At 70.5% G+C, this 16186-nt stretch carries 14 protein-coding genes; 5 read left to right on the forward strand and 9 right to left on the reverse strand.

What is annotated here, in order from left to right:
- Positions 1 to 44: 44 nt before the first annotated feature.
- From GF068_RS20210 to GF068_RS20220, 3 genes are read right to left on the reverse strand one after another with little or no spacing between them, the layout of a single operon-like run.
- On the reverse strand, positions 45 to 3335 hold the full coding sequence (locus GF068_RS20210; RefSeq protein WP_153821038.1) for a VIT domain-containing protein: 3291 nt from the start codon (positions 3333 to 3335) through the stop codon (positions 45 to 47).
- Positions 3336 to 3386: 51 nt separating this feature from the next.
- On the reverse strand, positions 3387 to 3770 hold the full coding sequence (locus GF068_RS20215; RefSeq protein ID WP_153821039.1) for an Hsp20/alpha crystallin family protein: 384 nt from the start codon (positions 3768 to 3770) through the stop codon (positions 3387 to 3389).
- A 33-nt stretch (positions 3771 to 3803) separates the two neighbouring features.
- A complete protein-coding gene (locus GF068_RS20220) occupies positions 3804 to 4298 on the reverse strand; it encodes an Hsp20/alpha crystallin family protein (RefSeq protein ID WP_153821040.1) in 495 nt (164 codons plus the stop codon).
- A gap of 362 nt (positions 4299 to 4660) precedes the next feature.
- On the opposite strand from GF068_RS20220, the gene GF068_RS20225 reads away from it, so the two are divergent.
- On the forward strand, positions 4661 to 5209 hold the full coding sequence (locus tag GF068_RS20225; protein ID WP_153821041.1) for a YtfJ family protein: 549 nt from the start codon (positions 4661 to 4663) through the stop codon (positions 5207 to 5209).
- Between the two features lie 55 nt (positions 5210 to 5264).
- On the opposite strand, the gene GF068_RS20230 is transcribed toward GF068_RS20225, so the two are convergent.
- The gene (locus GF068_RS20230; protein ID WP_338046481.1) at positions 5265 to 6269 is read right to left on the reverse strand and encodes a MerR family transcriptional regulator; all 1005 of its coding nucleotides are present in this window, start codon (positions 6267 to 6269) and stop codon (positions 5265 to 5267) included.
- Here GF068_RS20230 and GF068_RS20235 point away from each other — a divergent pair.
- Genes GF068_RS20235 through GF068_RS20250 form a run of 4 tightly spaced genes read left to right on the forward strand, consistent with a single transcriptional unit; the run spans position 6257 to position 11018 of the window.
- Positions 6257 to 7756 carry a phytoene desaturase gene (locus GF068_RS20235; protein WP_153821043.1) on the forward strand — a complete coding sequence of 500 codons (1500 nt, stop codon included), beginning with the start codon at positions 6257 to 6259 and terminating at the stop codon, positions 7754 to 7756. The genes GF068_RS20230 and GF068_RS20235 overlap by 13 nt on opposite strands.
- Complete coding sequence (locus GF068_RS20240; protein WP_240807055.1) at positions 7737 to 8768, forward strand: phytoene/squalene synthase family protein; 1032 nt, start codon at positions 7737 to 7739, stop codon at positions 8766 to 8768. Before GF068_RS20235 ends, GF068_RS20240 begins: the two co-directional genes overlap by 20 nt.
- Entirely contained in the window at positions 8768 to 10195 is a 1428-nt protein-coding gene (locus GF068_RS20245) for a geranylgeranyl reductase family protein (RefSeq protein WP_153821213.1), read from the forward strand. Before GF068_RS20240 ends, GF068_RS20245 begins: the two co-directional genes overlap by 1 nt.
- A 16-nt stretch (positions 10196 to 10211) precedes the next feature.
- Complete coding sequence (locus GF068_RS20250) at positions 10212 to 11018, forward strand: lysophospholipid acyltransferase family protein (protein WP_153821044.1); 807 nt, start codon at positions 10212 to 10214, stop codon at positions 11016 to 11018.
- Here GF068_RS20250 and GF068_RS20255 read toward each other — a convergent pair.
- From GF068_RS20255 to crtD, 5 genes are all read right to left on the reverse strand, one after another.
- Entirely contained in the window at positions 10972 to 11856 is an 885-nt protein-coding gene (locus GF068_RS20255) for an STAS domain-containing protein (protein WP_153821045.1), read from the reverse strand. The genes GF068_RS20250 and GF068_RS20255 overlap by 47 nt on opposite strands.
- Positions 11857 to 12029: 173 nt before the next feature.
- Complete coding sequence (locus GF068_RS20260) at positions 12030 to 12509, reverse strand: sterol desaturase family protein (RefSeq protein ID WP_153821046.1); 480 nt, start codon at positions 12507 to 12509, stop codon at positions 12030 to 12032.
- On the reverse strand, positions 12506 to 13699 hold the full coding sequence (locus GF068_RS20265) for a glycosyltransferase family 2 protein (RefSeq protein ID WP_153821047.1): 1194 nt from the start codon (positions 13697 to 13699) through the stop codon (positions 12506 to 12508). Before GF068_RS20265 ends, GF068_RS20260 begins: the two co-directional genes overlap by 4 nt.
- On the reverse strand, positions 13696 to 14343 hold the full coding sequence (locus GF068_RS20270) for a carotenoid 1,2-hydratase (RefSeq protein ID WP_240807057.1): 648 nt from the start codon (positions 14341 to 14343) through the stop codon (positions 13696 to 13698). The genes GF068_RS20265 and GF068_RS20270 overlap by 4 nt, the downstream gene beginning before the upstream one ends.
- 221 nt (positions 14344 to 14564) lie before the next feature.
- Entirely contained in the window at positions 14565 to 16106 is a 1542-nt protein-coding gene (gene crtD / locus GF068_RS20275) for a 1-hydroxycarotenoid 3,4-desaturase CrtD (protein WP_153821048.1), read from the reverse strand.
- Positions 16107 to 16186 lie beyond the last annotated feature (80 nt).

Here is a 16186-nt window from a genome sequence, read left to right on the forward strand (position 1 = left end):
GCCGTCGCAACCATCTGCCCTGACAAACCGTGTACCTGCCGATTTCAACGCGGAGGCGCCGGGAGCTTCCCGTTGACGACGCCGAGATCCACGAACGCCCGGTCGGTCATGACCACGAAGGGCCGCTCCTCCATCCGGAGCTCGCCATTGCCGTCGTGCTCGACGATCTGCAGCTTGCCCATGCCGTACCCCATCGGGCCCTTCGAGTAATAATGTGCCTGCAGCTTGTACGGGTAGGCCGCGGCGCGGCCGTCGATGGCGAAGCACTCGGGGCCGTATCCCGTCGTGACGTCGGCGAAGAGCTCGCCGCCGGAGCGGAGCTTCCTCCTGCTGTAATAGGCGTGCCCGCGGCGACCGTCGCGGATGTGGAAATCGACGTCGTTCGCGTCCGTCTCCCACGTGAGGACGAACCGGAGCGAGGCGCGCGTCGCGAGGGGGACGCCGAGCTCGCGCAGGGTCTTTTCCACCGCGGCGCGGCGCTCGGGTTTGGCGCGGATGAGCGCGGCCGCGAGGATGCCGACGTCGTCGGCGAGGACGCGGCGGACGCCGGCGAATCGGCCGCTCGGATAGCGACGCAGGAAGGCCTCGGTGATCACCTCGAACGCCTCGACAAACTGGCCGGCGCGCGCCAGGGCAAACGCGAGGAGCCTGTGCCCCGAGGGGTGATCGGGCCGCGACGCGACGGCCTTTTCGTAGTTGTCGACGACGAGGAAGGGGACGCCGCCTTCGCGATTGCCGATCCGCTCGAGCCGCGCGCCGGCGAACCTGCGCAGGTCGGCGCGGGACGGGAAGAGGTCGATGATCGAGCCATACGCGCGCGCGGCCTGCCCGAGGTCGCCGAGCCCCTCGAAGGCCTCACCGAGCGCGACGAGCGCGAGCGCGTCTCCCGGCTCGTCCTTATGCCACGCGGCGGCCATGGCCAGCGCTTCGGTGTGTTTTTTCGCCTGGACGAGGTTCATCACGTCGGCGAATTTGCCTTCGTACGGGGCGACGCCCTTATCCGTCGCGTCGTCGTCCTCCTCGAATTCGTCGCGAGGCGGCGGCGGCGGCCTTCGCTCGGGCGGCGGTCGCCACGATGGCGAGGCGGCGCCTGCCGAGCCATTTCCCCGGGGATCCGTGAGCGGGACGGCATGATTGCGGCTGCCCGGACGGGCCGCGCCCGCGGTCGCCGTCGCCGCGGGGGCGGGCTTCGCGGCGGCGCGGGGCGGGCTCGGCGCGGGGCGCGCCTCTGCGGCCGGGGCTTGCTGGGCAGGCTCGGGTGCCGCCTCCTCTTTGAGCGCTTCGCGCGAGAGCGTCTCCGATGGCGGAGGAGGAGGTGGCGGCGGCGGCGGCTCCGCTTCGGCCACGGGCGCCGCGGCCGGCGGCGAAGGTGCGCCGCCCGTGTCCTTCTTTTTCCGCTCCTTTTCGTCCCCGTTCCTGGCGACGGTCTTCGTGTCCTCCGCGCCGTCGGCCGGGCTCGTCGCAATGGTCACCGGGCCGCCTTTGCGTTGCATGAGCTCGACGCCCGAGCGACCGACCACGAGGATGTCCGCGAGCGCGGTCCGGTCGATGCCAAAACGAGCGTAATCGTCCTCCGTCTCCAGGACGAGCAGCGCCGTGAGATCGGAGAGCACCCGGAACCGCGTGGAGAGCGAGATGATCTCGCGCCGGAGCGCCTCGCGCCTCCCCTCGTCCGTGGCCGCGTCCATCTCGCGCGAGAGGCGCTCGATGTTCGCCCGCGTCGCCGCGCGTTCGAGCAGCGGGCGCTCGGCGAAATCGGTCTGGATCTTCGTCCGCGCCGTCCCGGAGGGCCCCTTCACCTCGACCTCGAAGGGCGCGCTCGGCGGGATCTCCGCAAAGACGAGCGCCTCGTCGCCGGGCTGCACGCCGTCGAGTTTTTCCGGGTACACCCATTTCGCGCCGGGGACGTGCACCCGGAGCCCCGAGACGGTGGCGCGGCCGAGGCGCTCGGCGAGCTTTTGTGGGCTCTCGGCCGCGTCGAGGACCACGCCGTCCTGCGGGAAGGTGCCCGTCGTGAGCCCGTGCAGCAGCGCCTCGTCACGAATGCCGCCCGCCACGAGGGCGTCGAGCCGACGAATGCCCGCGTCCTTCAGGCGCCCGAGCTCCGCCGCGAGGTCGGCCGCCTTCGTGGGCCCGGCCGTGGGAATGCCGTCCGTGAGGAGCAAGGCCCGCGTGAATTTCCCGCCCTGCTTCTTCACGTACCCCGCCGCGCTCCCGAGCGCGAGCCCGAGGTCGGAGGCGCCGAGCGCCTTGCGCCGCAGAATGGCCTCGATCTCCTTGCGACCAAACCCCCTCCTCGGCCCCATGTACACGGGTTCGAGCGCTTGATCGAAGCAAGCGACCGCAATGGGCATGTCGCTGCCCATCTCGTCCGGGAGGGCGGCGAGCAGCGCGGCGAGGCGCTCGGCCTGCGCCTCCAGGTCGAGCGCGCGCGAGGCGCTCGTGTCCAGAAGGACGAGCAGGTTCCGCACCGGCTCGGGGCGATTCTCGGCGACGGGCGTGACCCGCGCGACGGCGAGCTCCTCGTGACGCAGGCCCACGGCGGACGCGCTCGCGCCGAGCGGGAGCACGAAATCACGGTCTGGCGCGAAATTCGCCTGCTTGAAGGCGTGCATGCGGCGCACCGGCTCGCCCTTGTCCCCACGTCGGCGTTCGATGACGCGCATGTCGAACTTGCCCAGGCGCGGCAGGCCCCGGAGATGGGCGCGATAGGGATCGGCGCGCGAGGCGAGCGACTGCGAATAGGAGACGATGATCTCCTTTTCGCCCGAGGCCGGAATGGGGAACACCCGGGCCTGGAAGCGGTTGCCGGCCTGCTTCTCGAGCAGCGCGGGGTCGGCCTTGCGGTGGAGGAAATCCTCGTAGGCGACACGCGCCGCCTGGAGCTCGACGACCTCGCCCTCCTTCCAGCCGTCCGCGTTTTTCATGGCGAACCGGCTGATCGTGGCCCCGGGCGGCAGGACGAGCTCGAACCGCCCCTCGATCGTGCGGGGCTCGGGGTTCTTGAAGACGAAATGCAGCTCGGTGAAGGCGAGCGGGTCGAGGACGGCCGCCGCGACGTCGAGCGACTCGATCACGAGGCCGACGCCGTCGGGCGAGGTGAGCGAGACGGGCGCGCCGCCCCGATCGCCCCCCGCGACCTCGAGCGGCGCCGCCGGGATCACCTCCCAGCGCACGGGGACGACCGGCAGGTCCCCGAGCGTCGCCTCCTGCTCGCCGGCCGCGCCGCCGAACGCCGCGGATTGCGGGCCCGTGACGATCGTCGGCCCCGGGCCGCAGCTCGCGAGGGCCTGAGCGAGGACGAGGAGGGCGAGGCGGGAGAGGCGGCGGCGCATACGGGCGAGACTACGCCCATGGCCCCGCCGAGCGGAAGCCAATCGTCGGGATCAGCTCGCCTTCACCGCGATTTGCCGGGGCCTCTGCGCGGAGATCTTGGGCAGGCGGACCTTGAGCACGCCCTGCGCGACCTCGGCGGTGATGCCGTCGGCCACGATGCCCTGCGGGACCAGGAAGGTCCGCGTGAAATCACCCGGCCGGCCCTCGACGGCGAGCGGATTGCCCTCCGGCGCGCTCGCCCGTTTGCCTGAGATCGTGAGCTCGTTCTTGTCGAGGCGGACATCGATGCTATCGGGGCCCACGCCGGGCAGGTCCGCGATGATCAGGAGCTCGGTCTTGTTCTCGTAGACGTCGACCGCGGGCGCCACGCCGCGCCGCGCCTCCAGGCTCTCGGAATGGTTCTCGCGCTCGTCACGGCTGGTCTGCGCGTTCATGGTTGCTCTCTCCTTCTCCTTCCAGGGTCGATTTCAGGACGCCGACTTGACGGCGATCTGCCGGGGCCGGGCCTCCGGCGCCTTGGTCAACGTGAGCGTGAGGACGCCGTCCTTCAGCGCCGCGCTCGCCTTCTCCGCGTCGACCTTGCAGGGCAGCGCCACGCTGCGCGAGAATTTCACGGGCGCGCGCTCCCGCTTGTGGATCGCATACCCCTCCGGGACGTCCGCCTTCCGCTCGCCGGAGAGCGTGAGCACGTCCTGATCGATCTCCAGCTTCAGATCCGATTCTTTCATTCCGGGAACGTCGGCCGCGATCACCAGCGCGTCGCCCTTGTCGTGGACGGAGAGGCGCGGCCACGTCGCGACCGTGCGCGACGCCTGGCCGGCCTCGAAGGGCTCGAAGAAAAATGACGAGCGCGGCCAGGCGTTTCCTCGAGAATCGTACTCGTCGAACAGCCGGTCCATTCTCCGGCGAAGCTCATCCATGGCGGCAAAGGTCCTGTTCACGTCCCCGAATCGCATCAACATGGTCGCCTCCGTATGCCCTCACGGGGCGTGGCTCCGCCCCTGCGAGCCCCGAGGGCGCCGCCGACGGGGCGAACCATGCCCACGCCGCAGCCACGCCTCCGGGCCCGCCTCGTGCACCTCTCCCGAGGGGCGATGAATCGTCCTCGATTCTCTCCCGCCGCTCGGGTTCGGACGCGATGCAATCTCTACACGGGTCGGCCGCTGTCAAGACCGGCCCCGCGCGCCCCCACCCCGAGGACCGAGACCCCACACCCCTCCCGGCGGGTCCGTATGAACACGAAACAAAGGTTGACTTTTATGTCTAACCTTGTACAAAGAGTGTACAACCTCGACGTGACGCGAGGGATGCGGAGGAAGCGGCGATGAGTTCCAGGGGAAAAGCTTCGAAGTTCATCTCGGCGGCGGCGCTCACGGCCGCCCTCGTGCCGGGCGTCTCGCTCGCCCTGCCCAAGGAAGGCGCCGAGCTGCCGAACGCGCGGCTCGAGGACGCCGACGGCAAGGCGCTGCAGATGAGCTCGCTGAAGGGCAAGCCGATCCTCATCGTATACGAGGACAAGGACTCGGCGAAGCAGAACCAGCCGCTCAAGGACGACCTGTCGAAGCTCGCGAAGGGCGACAAATACAAGCAGAAGGTCGCGCTCGCCGCGGTCGCCGACGTGAGCGGCTACGACTGGTGGCCCGCCAAGGGCTTCGTCAAGGACGCCATCCGCGAGGAGTCGAAGAAGCAGAAGACCACGATCTATTGCGACTGGGACGGCTCGTTCCGGAAGGCTTACGGCATTCGCAAGGGCGTGAGCAACGTGATCCTCGTCGGCAAGGACGGGCGCGTGCTCTTCGCCGGCTCGGGCGCGCTCGGCGCGAGCGACCGCAAGAAGATCCTCGAGCTGCTCGGCTCGCAGGTCGAAGGCTGAAAGTCCGTCCGCTCCCGCTCCCTCGCCCAGCCGGGAGAGGGAGCGGAAAAACCCTTCAATCCTTGCCGCTCGCCCGCTGCGGGCGGCGACGCTTCTGCGCCGCCACGACGCGCTCGATCGTCTGCCGCGCGCCCGCGAGGTCGCGGCCGACGCAGATGCCGCCGCGGTCCTCGATCCAGCCGCGCATGGGCTCGGCGCCGTCGCCGCCGATGAGCCACGCCGCCCCGCGACAAGCGTCGGCATAGGCGTCGACGAGCTCACGCGCGCGCGGCGCCGGCGGGGGGATGGTGACGCTCAGGCCCACGATGTCGGGCTGCAAGGAGTCGACGACCCGCGCGATGGCCGGCGGCGGCGTGCGCGCGCCGAGCATGAGCGTGCGGAAGCCCCACGAGGCGAAGCGCAGGCCGACGCCGTAGAGGCCGAGGACATGGTCCTCGTCGGCGAAACAAGCGAGCGCGATGCGGCGCGTCGCGTCCGCCGGCTGCGCGAGGCGCAGGAGATGGATGAGCGTGCCTCCGAGCACGTTCGAGGCGAGGTGCTCCTGCGCGACGGTGATCGAGCCGGCGTGCCAGAGGTCGCCGATCTCGCGCAGCGCCGGGCCGATCGTGCGCTCGAAGATCGCCACCGCCGTGCCGAGGGTGAGGGTCTTCGACACCTCCTCCTCGAGCGCGTCGGGGTCGAAGCGGCGCGTGGCCTCGACGATCCGATCACTCGCCGCCATGAAGGGATCGATGTCGGCGACCACGCCGCCCGGCGTCGGCGCGGCGAGCGGGGCGCTCGCGGGCTCGCTGAGCAGCAAGCGGGCGGATTCGGCGGGCGCCATGCCGGACTTCACGAGGTCGCGCATCTTGACGATGAGCGCGACGTCCTCGTCGCTGTAGAGCCGGTAAGCGGAGGGCGTGCGCGACGGCGCAGGGACGCCGTAACGACGCTCCCAGGCGCGGAGCGTCGCAGAACTCACGCCTGTCAGTTCCGATACGGTGCGGATTCGGTAGAGGCTCAACGGGAAACCTTTGTCAAACTTGGTACAGACCTTATACTGTCCACATGCAACGTTCAACCCCCAAGCCTCATGCCATCGTCATCGGCAGCGGATTCGGTGGCCTGGCGGCGGCTGTCCGGCTCGGCGCCCGCGGTTACCGCGTCACGGTCCTGGAGAAGCTCGATGCCCCGGGCGGTCGAGCGTACGTCCACCGGATCAACGGCTTCACGTTCGACGCGGGCCCGACGGTGATCACGGCGCCTTTCCTGCTGGAGGAGCTCTGGACGCTGGCGGGCCGCCGGATGAGCGACGACATCGACATGCGGCCGGTGACCCCGTTCTACCGCATCCGGTTCAACGACGGCGCGACGTTCGACTACACGGGGGACGCGGCGGCCATGCGCCAGGAGGTCGAGCGCCTCGCCCCGGGGGACGTGGAGGGTTACGAGCGGTTCATCCGCACGAGCGAGGAGATCTTCAAGGTGGGCTTCGAGGAGCTCGCTCACGTGCCCTTCGGATCGTGGTGGGACATGGCGAGGATCGTCCCCGACATGGTGAAGCTCGAGAGTTATCGCTCGGTCTACAACCTCGTCGCCAAGCACGTGAAGGACGATCGGCTGCGGCAGGTGATGAGCTTCCACCCGCTGCTCGTCGGAGGGAACCCGTTCTCGACGACCTCGATCTACACGCTGATCGCGTTCCTCGAGCGAAAATGGGGCGTGCATTTCCCGATGGGCGGGACGGGCGCGCTCGTGAAGGGGCTCGTGAACCTCATCGAGGGCCAAGGGGGGACGGTGCGCTGCGGCGCGCAGGTGAAACGAATCCTCCTCCAGGGCCGGAGGGCGCGCGGCGTGGAGCTCGAGAGCGGCGAGCGCATCGAGGCCGAGGTGGTGGTGTCGAACGCGGATTCGGCCTGGACCTACAGGCACCTCGTCGACGAGAACGTCCGCAAGCGCTGGACGAACGAGCGGTTGGAGAAGCAACGATATTCGATGGGGCTGTTCGTCTGGTACTTCGGGACGAAGCGCAAATACGAGGACGTCGCACATCACACGATCTGCCTCGGCCCGCGCTACCAGGGGCTGCTCGAGGACATCTTTCAGAGGCACGTGCTGGCCGATGACTTCAGCCTCTATCTGCACCGGCCGACGGCGACGGATCCGGCGCTCGCGCCCGAGGGGTGCGACGCATTTTACGTGCTCTCGCCCGTGCCGAACCTCTCGAGCGGGACGAACTGGGAGAAGGAAGCGGAGCCGTACCGCAAGCGCGTCGAGCAGTACCTCGAAGGGGCGCTGATGCCCGGGCTCGCCAAGGAGATCGTGGCGTCGCGGGTGACGCACCCGCAGGAGTTCCAGGACCGGCTGCTCTCGTTCCGCGGCGCAGCGTTCGGGATGGAACCGGTGCTCACGCAGAGCGCGTTCTTCCGTCCGCACAACGAGAGCGAGGACGTGGAGCGGCTCTACATCGTCGGCGCCGGGACACATCCGGGCGCAGGCTTGCCAGGCGTTTTGTCGTCGGCGCGGGTGCTCGACAGGGTGGTGCCAGATGCGACCTCGCTCCATTGAAAGAGCGATGCTCCTCGGCGCGCCGCTCCTCCCGTCGACGGACGAACACGCGGCGTCGGCCGAGGACCTCGCCGCGTGTCGGGAGCTCTTGCGCAAGGGCTCGAAGAGCTTCTTCGCCGCGTCGCTGCTCCTGCCGAAGCGGGTGCGCGTGCCGATGCTGCCGATCTACGCGTTCTGCCGCGTGGCCGATGACGTGGTGGATCAGGCGAGCGAGCCCGGCGCAGTAGAGGCGCTCACGGCGCGGCTCGCTGCGGCGTACGAGGGCAGGCCGCACGACTCGCCGGTCGACCGCGCGTTCTCGGACGTGGCGCGCGAGCACGAGCTGCCGCGCGTGGTGATGGAAGGGCTCATCGAGGGTTTTTCCTGGGACGCCGAGGGGCGGCGGTACGAGACGCTCTCGGATCTGCACGCGTACTGCGCGCGCGTGGCCTCGACGGTCGGCGTGATCATGAGCGTGCTCATGGGCGTGCGAGACCCGCAGGCGCTCGCGCGCGCGTGTGACCTCGGCGTCGCCATGCAGCTCACGAACATCGCGCGCGACGTGGGCGAGGACGCGCGAAACGGCCGCGTGTACCTGCCGCTCGCGTGGCTCGAGGAGGCCGAGATCGACGTCGGGAAGTGGCTCTCGCGGCCGGTGTTCAGCGCCGCGCTCGGCGCCGTGGTGGAGCGGCTGCTCTGCCACGCGTCGGTGCTCTACGCCCGCGCCGACCTCGGCATCAAGATGCTGCCGCGCGACTGCCGGGCCTCGATCCGCGCGGCGAGCCTGATCTACTCGGACATCGGGCGCGTGGTCGAGCAGAAGGGCTTCGACTCGGTGACGAGCCGCGCCTACGTGCCGCTCGCGCGCAAGCTCCTGCTGCTCGTCCGCGCGCTCGTGTCGCCCACGCCGAGGCCGTCGCTCGCCATCGAGGCCTGCGGAGGCCCGCTCGATCTCGCCCCGCTGCCCGAGGTGCGATTCCTCGTCGACGCCGCCGCGCGCCCGAGCCGCAAGCGTGAAGGGGAGCGCGCGTGATGCGCAACGACGAGGCACGCCGGCGGGTGCGAGAGGCCGGCGGGGAGGAGCTCTGCGAGCGGCTCGTGCACCTCGACGCGATACGCGCGGCGCGCGCGGAGCGGCAGCCGACGATCGAGCTCACGCGCCCCGACGAGGGCACGACGCCGGACTACGACGTGGTGATCGCCGGCGGCGGGCTCTGGCTGCTCGTGGCGCCGCTGCTCGCCGCGCGTGGGCTCTCCGTGGCGGTGTTCGATCGCGCGCGGATCGGGCAGGCGCACCGCGAGTGGAACTGCTCGGCGAAGGAGCTCGCGCCGCTCGTGTCGTCGGGGCTCCTCCGCGAGGACGAGGTCGAGCGGCTCGTCGTGGCGAGGTACGACCACGGGGTTTGTCGGTGGCACGGGGGCGGGACGTACCCGGTGCGACGCGTGCTCGATCACGCGGTGGACGCGGGCAAGCTGCTCGCCGCGGTGCGGGCGCTGGCGGAGGCGCGTGGGGTCGCGCTGCACGACCGAGAGGCGATCGTGGCGCACGGCGAGGGGCCGGCGGGCGTGGCGCTCGCGACGAGCGCGGGAGCGACGCTGTCGGCGCGGATCTTCGTGGACGCGCGCGGCGCGTCGAGCCCGCTCGCGACGGCGGACCTGGTTTGTCCGACCGTGGGCGGCGTGCTCTCGGGCCTGGAAGAGGGCGAGGCCGAGGACCAGATCCGGCCCGACGTGGGCGAGATCCTGGCGACGACCGAGGGCGTCGAGGAGGGCCGCCAGCACATCTGGGAGGCGTTCCCGGGCAAAAGCGGCGAGGTGACGGTCTACCTCTTCTACTACGCGCTCGGAGGCGCGCCCGGCGCCTCGCTGGTCTCGCTCTACGCGCGCTTCTTCGAGAAGATGAGCGCCTACAAGCGCGGCGATTTCCGGCTGGTTCGCCCGACGTTCGGGTTCATCCCGGGCTGGTCGAGGCTAGGTCCGGGGCCCGCGCACGGTCAAAGGGTGGTGCTCGTGGGCGACGCGGCGGCGCGCCACTCGCCGCTCACGTTCTGCGGCTTCGGCAGCGCGCTGCGATCGTTCGAGGGCGTGGCGGCGTCGATCACGCGCGCGGCGGAGCAGCCGGAGGGCAGAGGGGCGAGCGTTTCGCCGGGTGACGCGCCGATCCACAAGGGCACGGGCGCGCTCGCGTGGCTGATGGCGACGCCGCCGAAGGAGCCCGCGCGCGCGTGGGAGCTGAACGATCTGCTCGACACGGCGTTCGCGACGCTCGCCGACATGGGCGACGAGGCCTACGGCGCGCTCTTGCGCGACGAGATGTCGGCGAAGGACTTCGTGCGTTTCTTGCGGACCGTCGCGGGCAAACGGCCACGCGTCTACCGCGACGTGCTCGGCCGGTTGCGGCTCTTCGGCCTCGGCCGCTGGGGTTTTTCCGTGGCGCGTGAGCTCCTGCGCGCGAGTTGAGGGAGGCGAGGGCGCGATGATCCCTGCACGCAAGGTGGGCTGGTTCGACGCGTGGTTCTCGGGTCACGCGCGCTCGCGGATCCAGTCCACGTTCGGCGAGGTGCGCGCGCGCGGGCTCGATCGGGCGCGGGCGCTCGCGAAGGAGGCGCCGCTCCTCGTGGTCTCGAACCACACGTCGTGGTGGGACCCGCTCGTCGCGATGCACGTCTCGACGCACCTGCTCGGCACGGACGGCTACGCGATGATGGACGCGAAGAACCTCCGGCGCTTGCCGTTCTTCGCGCTCGTCGGCGCCTTCGGCGTGGACCTCGACAAACCCGCCGACGGCGCGCTCGTGATGCGGTACGCGGCGCGGCTGCTCGACGCGCCGGGCAAGCTCGTGTGGGTGTACCCGCAAGGGCAGGAGCGGCCGATCACGGAGAGACCACTCGCTTTTCGCGCGGGGTCGGCGGAGATCGCGCGGGTCTCGAGGAAGGCGCGTGTCGTGCCGGTGGGCCTGCGCTACGAGTTCGGCGGTATGGAGCGGCCGACGCTCTGGCTCTCGTTCGGCGAGCCCATGCCGGCCGAGCGCGACACGACGAAGGGCCGCGCAGCGCAGGAAGAGGCCGTCGAGGCGGAGCTCTCGCGGATCGAGCGCGCGGCGCGCGGCGTGGGCGCCGAGGGCTTCGAGCTCGTGTTCCGCGCCGCTCCCTCGCGCGTGGGCGTCGTGCTCGAACGGATGCTCGCCGCGATGACGCGGCCGTGGGTGATGCGAGCGCCGAAGGAGCCGAAGGCGCTCAGCGCTGCGGACGCGCGGCCGAAGGTGACTTCATCGCCGCCTTGATCGCCTCGCGCAGGTTGCTCCGCACGGTCGTCGTGGTGAGGTCCGCGCCGAGCGCGACGAGGGTCTGCGCCACGGCGGGGCGGACGCCCGTGATGATGCTTTGAGCACCAAGGAGCGTCGTCGCGCGGATGATCCGGAGGAGGTGATCGGCGGTCGCGTCGTCGACGGTCTCGACGCCGGTGAGGTCGAGGATGACCTGCGCCGCGCCGAGCGAGACCACGGTCTGGAGCAGCCGCTCGGTGATCTCGGCGGCGCGCGCCTCGTCGAGCTGCCCCACGACGGGGAGCGCGAGCACGCCGTCCCAGACCTGGATGATCGGCGCGGACATCGAGTGGATCGTCGAGCGCTGCTGCTCGATGATCGCGATCTTCTCCTTGAGCTCGAGCTCGCGGCGCTTCTGGTCGTCGATGTCCTGGAAGGCGCCGAAGATCCGCACGACCTTGCCGTCCTCCACGTGCGCGAGCCCGGTGGCGCGGACCCAGAGCCGGCGCTTGGTGTAGGTGACGAGCTCCATCTCGAGGTCGAAGGGCTCGCCCACCGTGACGCAACGCTCGACCGCCTTCGCGATGACGGGGACCCACTCGGGCGCGTAGAAGTGGATCCCCTGCTGCACGTCCGGCACGAACCCGGGCGGCGTCTCGTGGATGCGATAGGTCTCCTCGGTCCAGAAGAGCTGATTGGCGCGGCAATCGAGCTCCCAGCCGCCGACCCTGGCGAGCGCCTGCGTCTGCTGCAGGAGGATCACCGTCCGGCGGATGGTGTCGTCGCTCAGCGTGCTCGGATCGACGTCGCGGCCGATGGTGTCCTCGCGACGGGCAGGCGGGGGGGACTGGTTCATTGGACCTCAAACGATATGAAGGTTCGACGAGCCACGACCCCCCCCGGCCGAGAGGATCGATCGATATCACGAAGCTTCGTCGAAGGAGGAGCGCCGACCGAGGGGCAACCTGCACCTGGAAATGCGACAAAACTCCGACGATTTTCGCGTGTTCGAGGTACGGCAGCTCGCAACTACGAGGAGGGACGCCCGCTCTTCCTGGTGTGCCAGGCGAGCTCCCACGGGCCGAGGAAGAGGCCGTAGGGGCCACGCGCGCCCTTCGCGTGGTGGACGAGGTGTGCGTCACGAACACGCGCAAAGTACGGGATCTTCGCGAGCGCCTGGACGGGGAGGCGGCCGTGGACGAGGCCGTCGTGCACGACGAGGTACGCGGCGCCGAAGAGGGTCATGCCGATGCCGACGCCGAAGACGACCTCACGAACGAGGGAGGGAGCGGCGACGCAGCCGTGAAGGATGGCGGCGATGGCGATGGGGGCGTGCAGCACGCTGAGAGCGTCGTTCGCTTCGAGCAGGCCGCGGCGCTTGCGGTGATGCGAGCGGTGCAAGCGCCAGAGCAGCGAGTGCCAGACGCGGCCGTGCAGGAGCATCGCCCAGAGCTCCATGCCCGCGGCGACGGCGAGCGCGACGGGGATCCACACGAGGGCCGAGCTCATGGCTTCACGGCGGAGGGCTGGCGCAAGAGGCCGGTGCGGTCGACGACGAGCACACGATCACGCCACGTGACCGTACGAGATCGCAAGGCCCGCGTGAAGGCGAAGGCGAGCACGACGTCGGCGAGCACGGCGTCCCGTATCGCTGAGATGAGCCCGACGGAGCGCCCCGCGGCCCACGCCGCCACGAGCGCGATGACGAGGCGCGCCCCGAGCGCGAGCAGCGCCGCGGCGAGGGCGACGTTCGGCACGACGAACGCGAACGCCGCGGCGAGCAGCACGATGGGCCAGGTGGCGAAGAAGAGCGCCGGGTAGCTCCAGAGCAGGAGCGGGCGCTGCGCGCGGATCACCGTCAGCCACCGGGAGAAACGCGCGATCACGGCCTCCCACGAGCGACCCTCGGCGAGCGAGCGCGCCACGATCGGCACCGCCACGACCGAGCCGCCCCTCTCGCGCACGCGCCGCGCGATCTCCATGTCCTCGCCGAGGTAATCGACGAGCGAGCCAAAACCGCCGATCGCCGCGAGCGCGCTCGCGTGGATGGCGAAGAGCTTGCCGACGAGGCCGCGCGGGTCGAGCCGCGCGAGCACGGGGAAGGCATGCAGCGAGGCGCCGAGGACCGCCGCCGAGGCATGATCGCCGAGCGTCCGCGGCGGGGCATGTTCGGCCGGCGGGGCCCACGCGACCCACGCGGGCGAGGGGCCGACGAGCGGCGCGACGAGGGCGTCGAGGTCGACGCCGTCGAGGTCGACGTCGCTGTCGGTCACGATGAGGACATCGGCGCCCTCGGCCGCCGCCGCGAGCTGCGCGGCCTTGCGGTTCGGACCGCCGCCGCCCGTGAAGACGATCTCGGCCTCGATCCCTGCGCGCGCGAGCGCCTCTTTGGCCCGCGTCGCCGCGGGCAAGGCGAGGTCGCTCTCGTCCTCGATCGCGAAGCGGCAGCGCACGTCGAAGGAGCGCTTGGCGCGCGCGAGCGAGGCGAGCGTACGCTCGAGCGAAGGCTCGTTGCCCGCGCACGGGCGCACGACGAGGACGGAGGGGTTCTGCTTCCGAACGGCCTGCTCGGCACCCTCGCCGCGGGCGGCGCGTGGGGCGAAGGTCGTGCGCCGGACGGCCTCGAGCGAGGTCGAGGCGACGGCGAACGACCAGCCGAAGAGCAGGAGGCCGAGGAGGTCCGGGATGTCCGTCGTCATGGCAGGACGCGTCGCATCCGATAAGGCAGCATGAACTGCACCAGCCGGGTGCGGAACCGATCGAGCGAGAGCGCCTCGTGCACGCCGTGCGCCTCTTCGCCGAGGTACTGGCCCGAGAGCTGCGAGCGCGCGTAAAACGGCGTGTCTTCGAGGGTCCGCGCGAGCTTCGGGGACGTGCCCGGATCGACCCGCACGGAGCGCTCCATGCCCCAGAGCGTGCGCGGCAAGCGCGCGACCGCGAGCGGCTCGATCGGCTCGGACCGCCCGTCGGCGCCGAAGCTGTGCTGGATCAGATCACGGGTTCCATCACGACGAACCGAGTCGTACGTCACGACCGTACGGCGCCGCGTGGTCGCGCGGCTCCAGCTCCAGCCGGTGAAGCCGTCCTCGAGCGGCTCGTCGCCGAAGTTCGAATCGACGTACGCCAGACCCGTCCAGCGCGTGCCCTCGGGCCTGCGGATGTCGACCTCGGCCCGCGCGATCGGCGCGACGGGGGCCCAGCGGTGGCGGCCCTGCGTGTCGATGACGAACGACTGCTCGGCGAGCGCGATCGGATGAATCCGCACGGTGCCCGAGACGCGGCCGGGCAAGGGGGCGGTCTTCTCCTCGAAGCGCACGACGAGCGTCTCGTCCTGCCACTCCATCGAGCTCGTGCCGATGACGAGCGACGAACGAGACCGACGAACGTCTGCCCCGCCGCGCTCGGTGAACGCCCACGCGTCGCGCCGCCGCCCGTAGAGGGCGACGTTCAGCGAGCAATGCGCGAGCGGGTCGGCCGGGCCGCGCGCGCGTGCGTCCGCGTAAAACGGCGAAAATACGCTCCCGACGAGGCCGATGATGGTGACGCCGTTATGGCCGTCGTCGCTCAGCGCGTCGAGATACCACCACGCATAACCGTTTCGCGTGATCGGCTCGTCGAAGCGAGGTCCTCGATCACGGCGTTCGCGCAGAGGCGCCCGCTCAAGGCCGCCATCGGCACGCCCGCCCCCGGATGGGCGGCTCCCCCCGCCAGGTAGAGCCCCCGGATCTTCGTGCGGGACGCCGCCCGGACGAACGGGGACTTCCACCCGTGTGAAGCCGGACCGTAAAGCGCCCCCCCCGTCCCCGGGAACAGGCGGTCGAAATCGCTCGGCGTCGTCACGACGGGCGGCGCCGAGAACTGCGGAAAGGAGAGACCCGCCCGCTCGAGGAGCGAGAACGCTGCTGATTCGCATTGCTTGATCTCCGAAGGGGTGAAGGCGCGCTTGTCCCCGCGGGCCGGCGCATTCACGAGGCAGAGGAACCGCTCGGGGCCGGAGGGCGCGCTGCCCCCGTCGTCGCGATCCTGGGCGCAGACATACACCGTGGGCTCTTCGGGCAGGTCTCCCCGGTCGAAGAGGTCGCGGAACTCCGCGTGATAGTCTTTCGAGAAGAATACGTTGTGGCGCGTCAGCGGATACGCCCCCTTCGCCTCCGCCACGAAGGCCCAGGTGACGGCCGAGAGCGAGCGGTCCGCGGGCGCGGGAATGGCGCGCCTGGCGGGGGTGCCGAGCATCCCCTCGAAGAGGGCCGCGGGATCCCCATTGTGGACGACGATATCGGCCTGGAGGCGCTCGCCCGACGCGAGGCGCGCGCCCGCGACGTGATCCCCCGCGACGACGAGCTCGGTGACGTGCTCGCCGCAGCGGATCGTGACGCCGAGGCGCTCGGCCACGCGCGCGAGCGCCTCGGCCACGCGGTACATGCCGCCCTCGACGAGGTAGACGCCGTCCCGCTCCACCTGGGCGATCACGTTGAGCGTGGCCGGCGCGAGGAACGGGGACGAGCCGCAATACGTCGCATAACGTCCGAAGAGCTGGCGCAGGCGCCCGTCCTGGAAAAACTCGCCGAGCGCCTTCCAGAGCGTCCGGTGGCCGTCGATGGAGAGCATGCCCTGAATGCCGAGCGAGCCCACCGCCACCATCGCCGAGGCCAGGCTCGGGCGCTCCGAGCAGAGGAAGGGCTTCTGCACGGCCTCGTAAATGCGCTGGGTGTACGCGCAAAACCTACGGTATCCGTCACCCTCGGAACGCCCGGCGAACGCCGAGATTGCCTCGACGGACCGGTCGAGATCGGCGTACAAATCGAGGATGGGTCCCGTTCCCCAGGCGTGTCGCGCGAGGACCTCCGCGCGACGGAGGGTGAGCTCGGCGTCGAGCGAGGCCCCCGCCGCAGCAAAGACCTCCTCGAGGACCCACCGCATGGTCATGACCGTAGGGCCTGCGTCAATGGCGCGGCCCGCCACGTCGACCTGCCGCATCTTGCCGCCCACCCTGGGCGCTCGCTCGAGGACCACGACCTCGATCCCGCGACGAGCGAGCTCCAACGCAGACACGAGGCCACCCACGCCGGCGCCGATCACCACCGCACGGCTCGTCCCATTCGCCATGAGCCCGTTCCTACAACAACCTTGGACACCTGTCTAGAGTTTGTTCACCATGACCCACCAAACCCTTGACAAGGGTTCCA

This window comes from Polyangium spumosum, assembly GCF_009649845.1.
Classification (GTDB): Bacteria; Myxococcota_A; Polyangia; order Polyangiales; family Polyangiaceae; genus Polyangium; species Polyangium spumosum.

Excerpts from the sequence above, each read along its gene's own strand:
- GF068_RS20250 (WP_153821044.1), top strand. The coding sequence starts at position 10,212 with ATGATCCCTGCACGCAAGGTGGGCTGGTTCGACGCGTGGTTCTCGGGT.
- GF068_RS20225 (WP_153821041.1), top strand. The coding sequence starts at position 4,661 with ATGAGTTCCAGGGGAAAAGCTTCGAAGTTCATCTCGGCGGCGGCGCTC.
- GF068_RS20245 (WP_153821213.1), top strand. The coding sequence starts at position 8,768 with ATGCGCAACGACGAGGCACGCCGGCGGGTGCGAGAGGCCGGCGGGGAG.
- GF068_RS20265 (WP_153821047.1), bottom strand. The coding sequence starts at position 13,699 with ATGACGACGGACATCCCGGACCTCCTCGGCCTCCTGCTCTTCGGCTGG.
- GF068_RS20220 (WP_153821040.1), bottom strand. The coding sequence starts at position 4,298 with ATGTTGATGCGATTCGGGGACGTGAACAGGACCTTTGCCGCCATGGAT.
- GF068_RS20270 (WP_240807057.1), bottom strand. The coding sequence starts at position 14,343 with ATGGAGTGGCAGGACGAGACGCTCGTCGTGCGCTTCGAGGAGAAGACC.
- GF068_RS20255 (WP_153821045.1), bottom strand. The coding sequence starts at position 11,856 with ATGAACCAGTCCCCCCCGCCTGCCCGTCGCGAGGACACCATCGGCCGC.
- GF068_RS20240 (WP_240807055.1), top strand. The coding sequence starts at position 7,737 with ATGCGACCTCGCTCCATTGAAAGAGCGATGCTCCTCGGCGCGCCGCTC.
- crtD (WP_153821048.1), bottom strand. The coding sequence starts at position 16,106 with ATGGCGAATGGGACGAGCCGTGCGGTGGTGATCGGCGCCGGCGTGGGT.
- GF068_RS20235 (WP_153821043.1), top strand. The coding sequence starts at position 6,257 with ATGCAACGTTCAACCCCCAAGCCTCATGCCATCGTCATCGGCAGCGGA.
- GF068_RS20210 (WP_153821038.1), bottom strand. The coding sequence starts at position 3,335 with ATGCGCCGCCGCCTCTCCCGCCTCGCCCTCCTCGTCCTCGCTCAGGCC.
- GF068_RS20215 (WP_153821039.1), bottom strand. The coding sequence starts at position 3,770 with ATGAACGCGCAGACCAGCCGTGACGAGCGCGAGAACCATTCCGAGAGC.
- GF068_RS20260 (WP_153821046.1), bottom strand. The coding sequence starts at position 12,509 with ATGAGCTCGGCCCTCGTGTGGATCCCCGTCGCGCTCGCCGTCGCCGCG.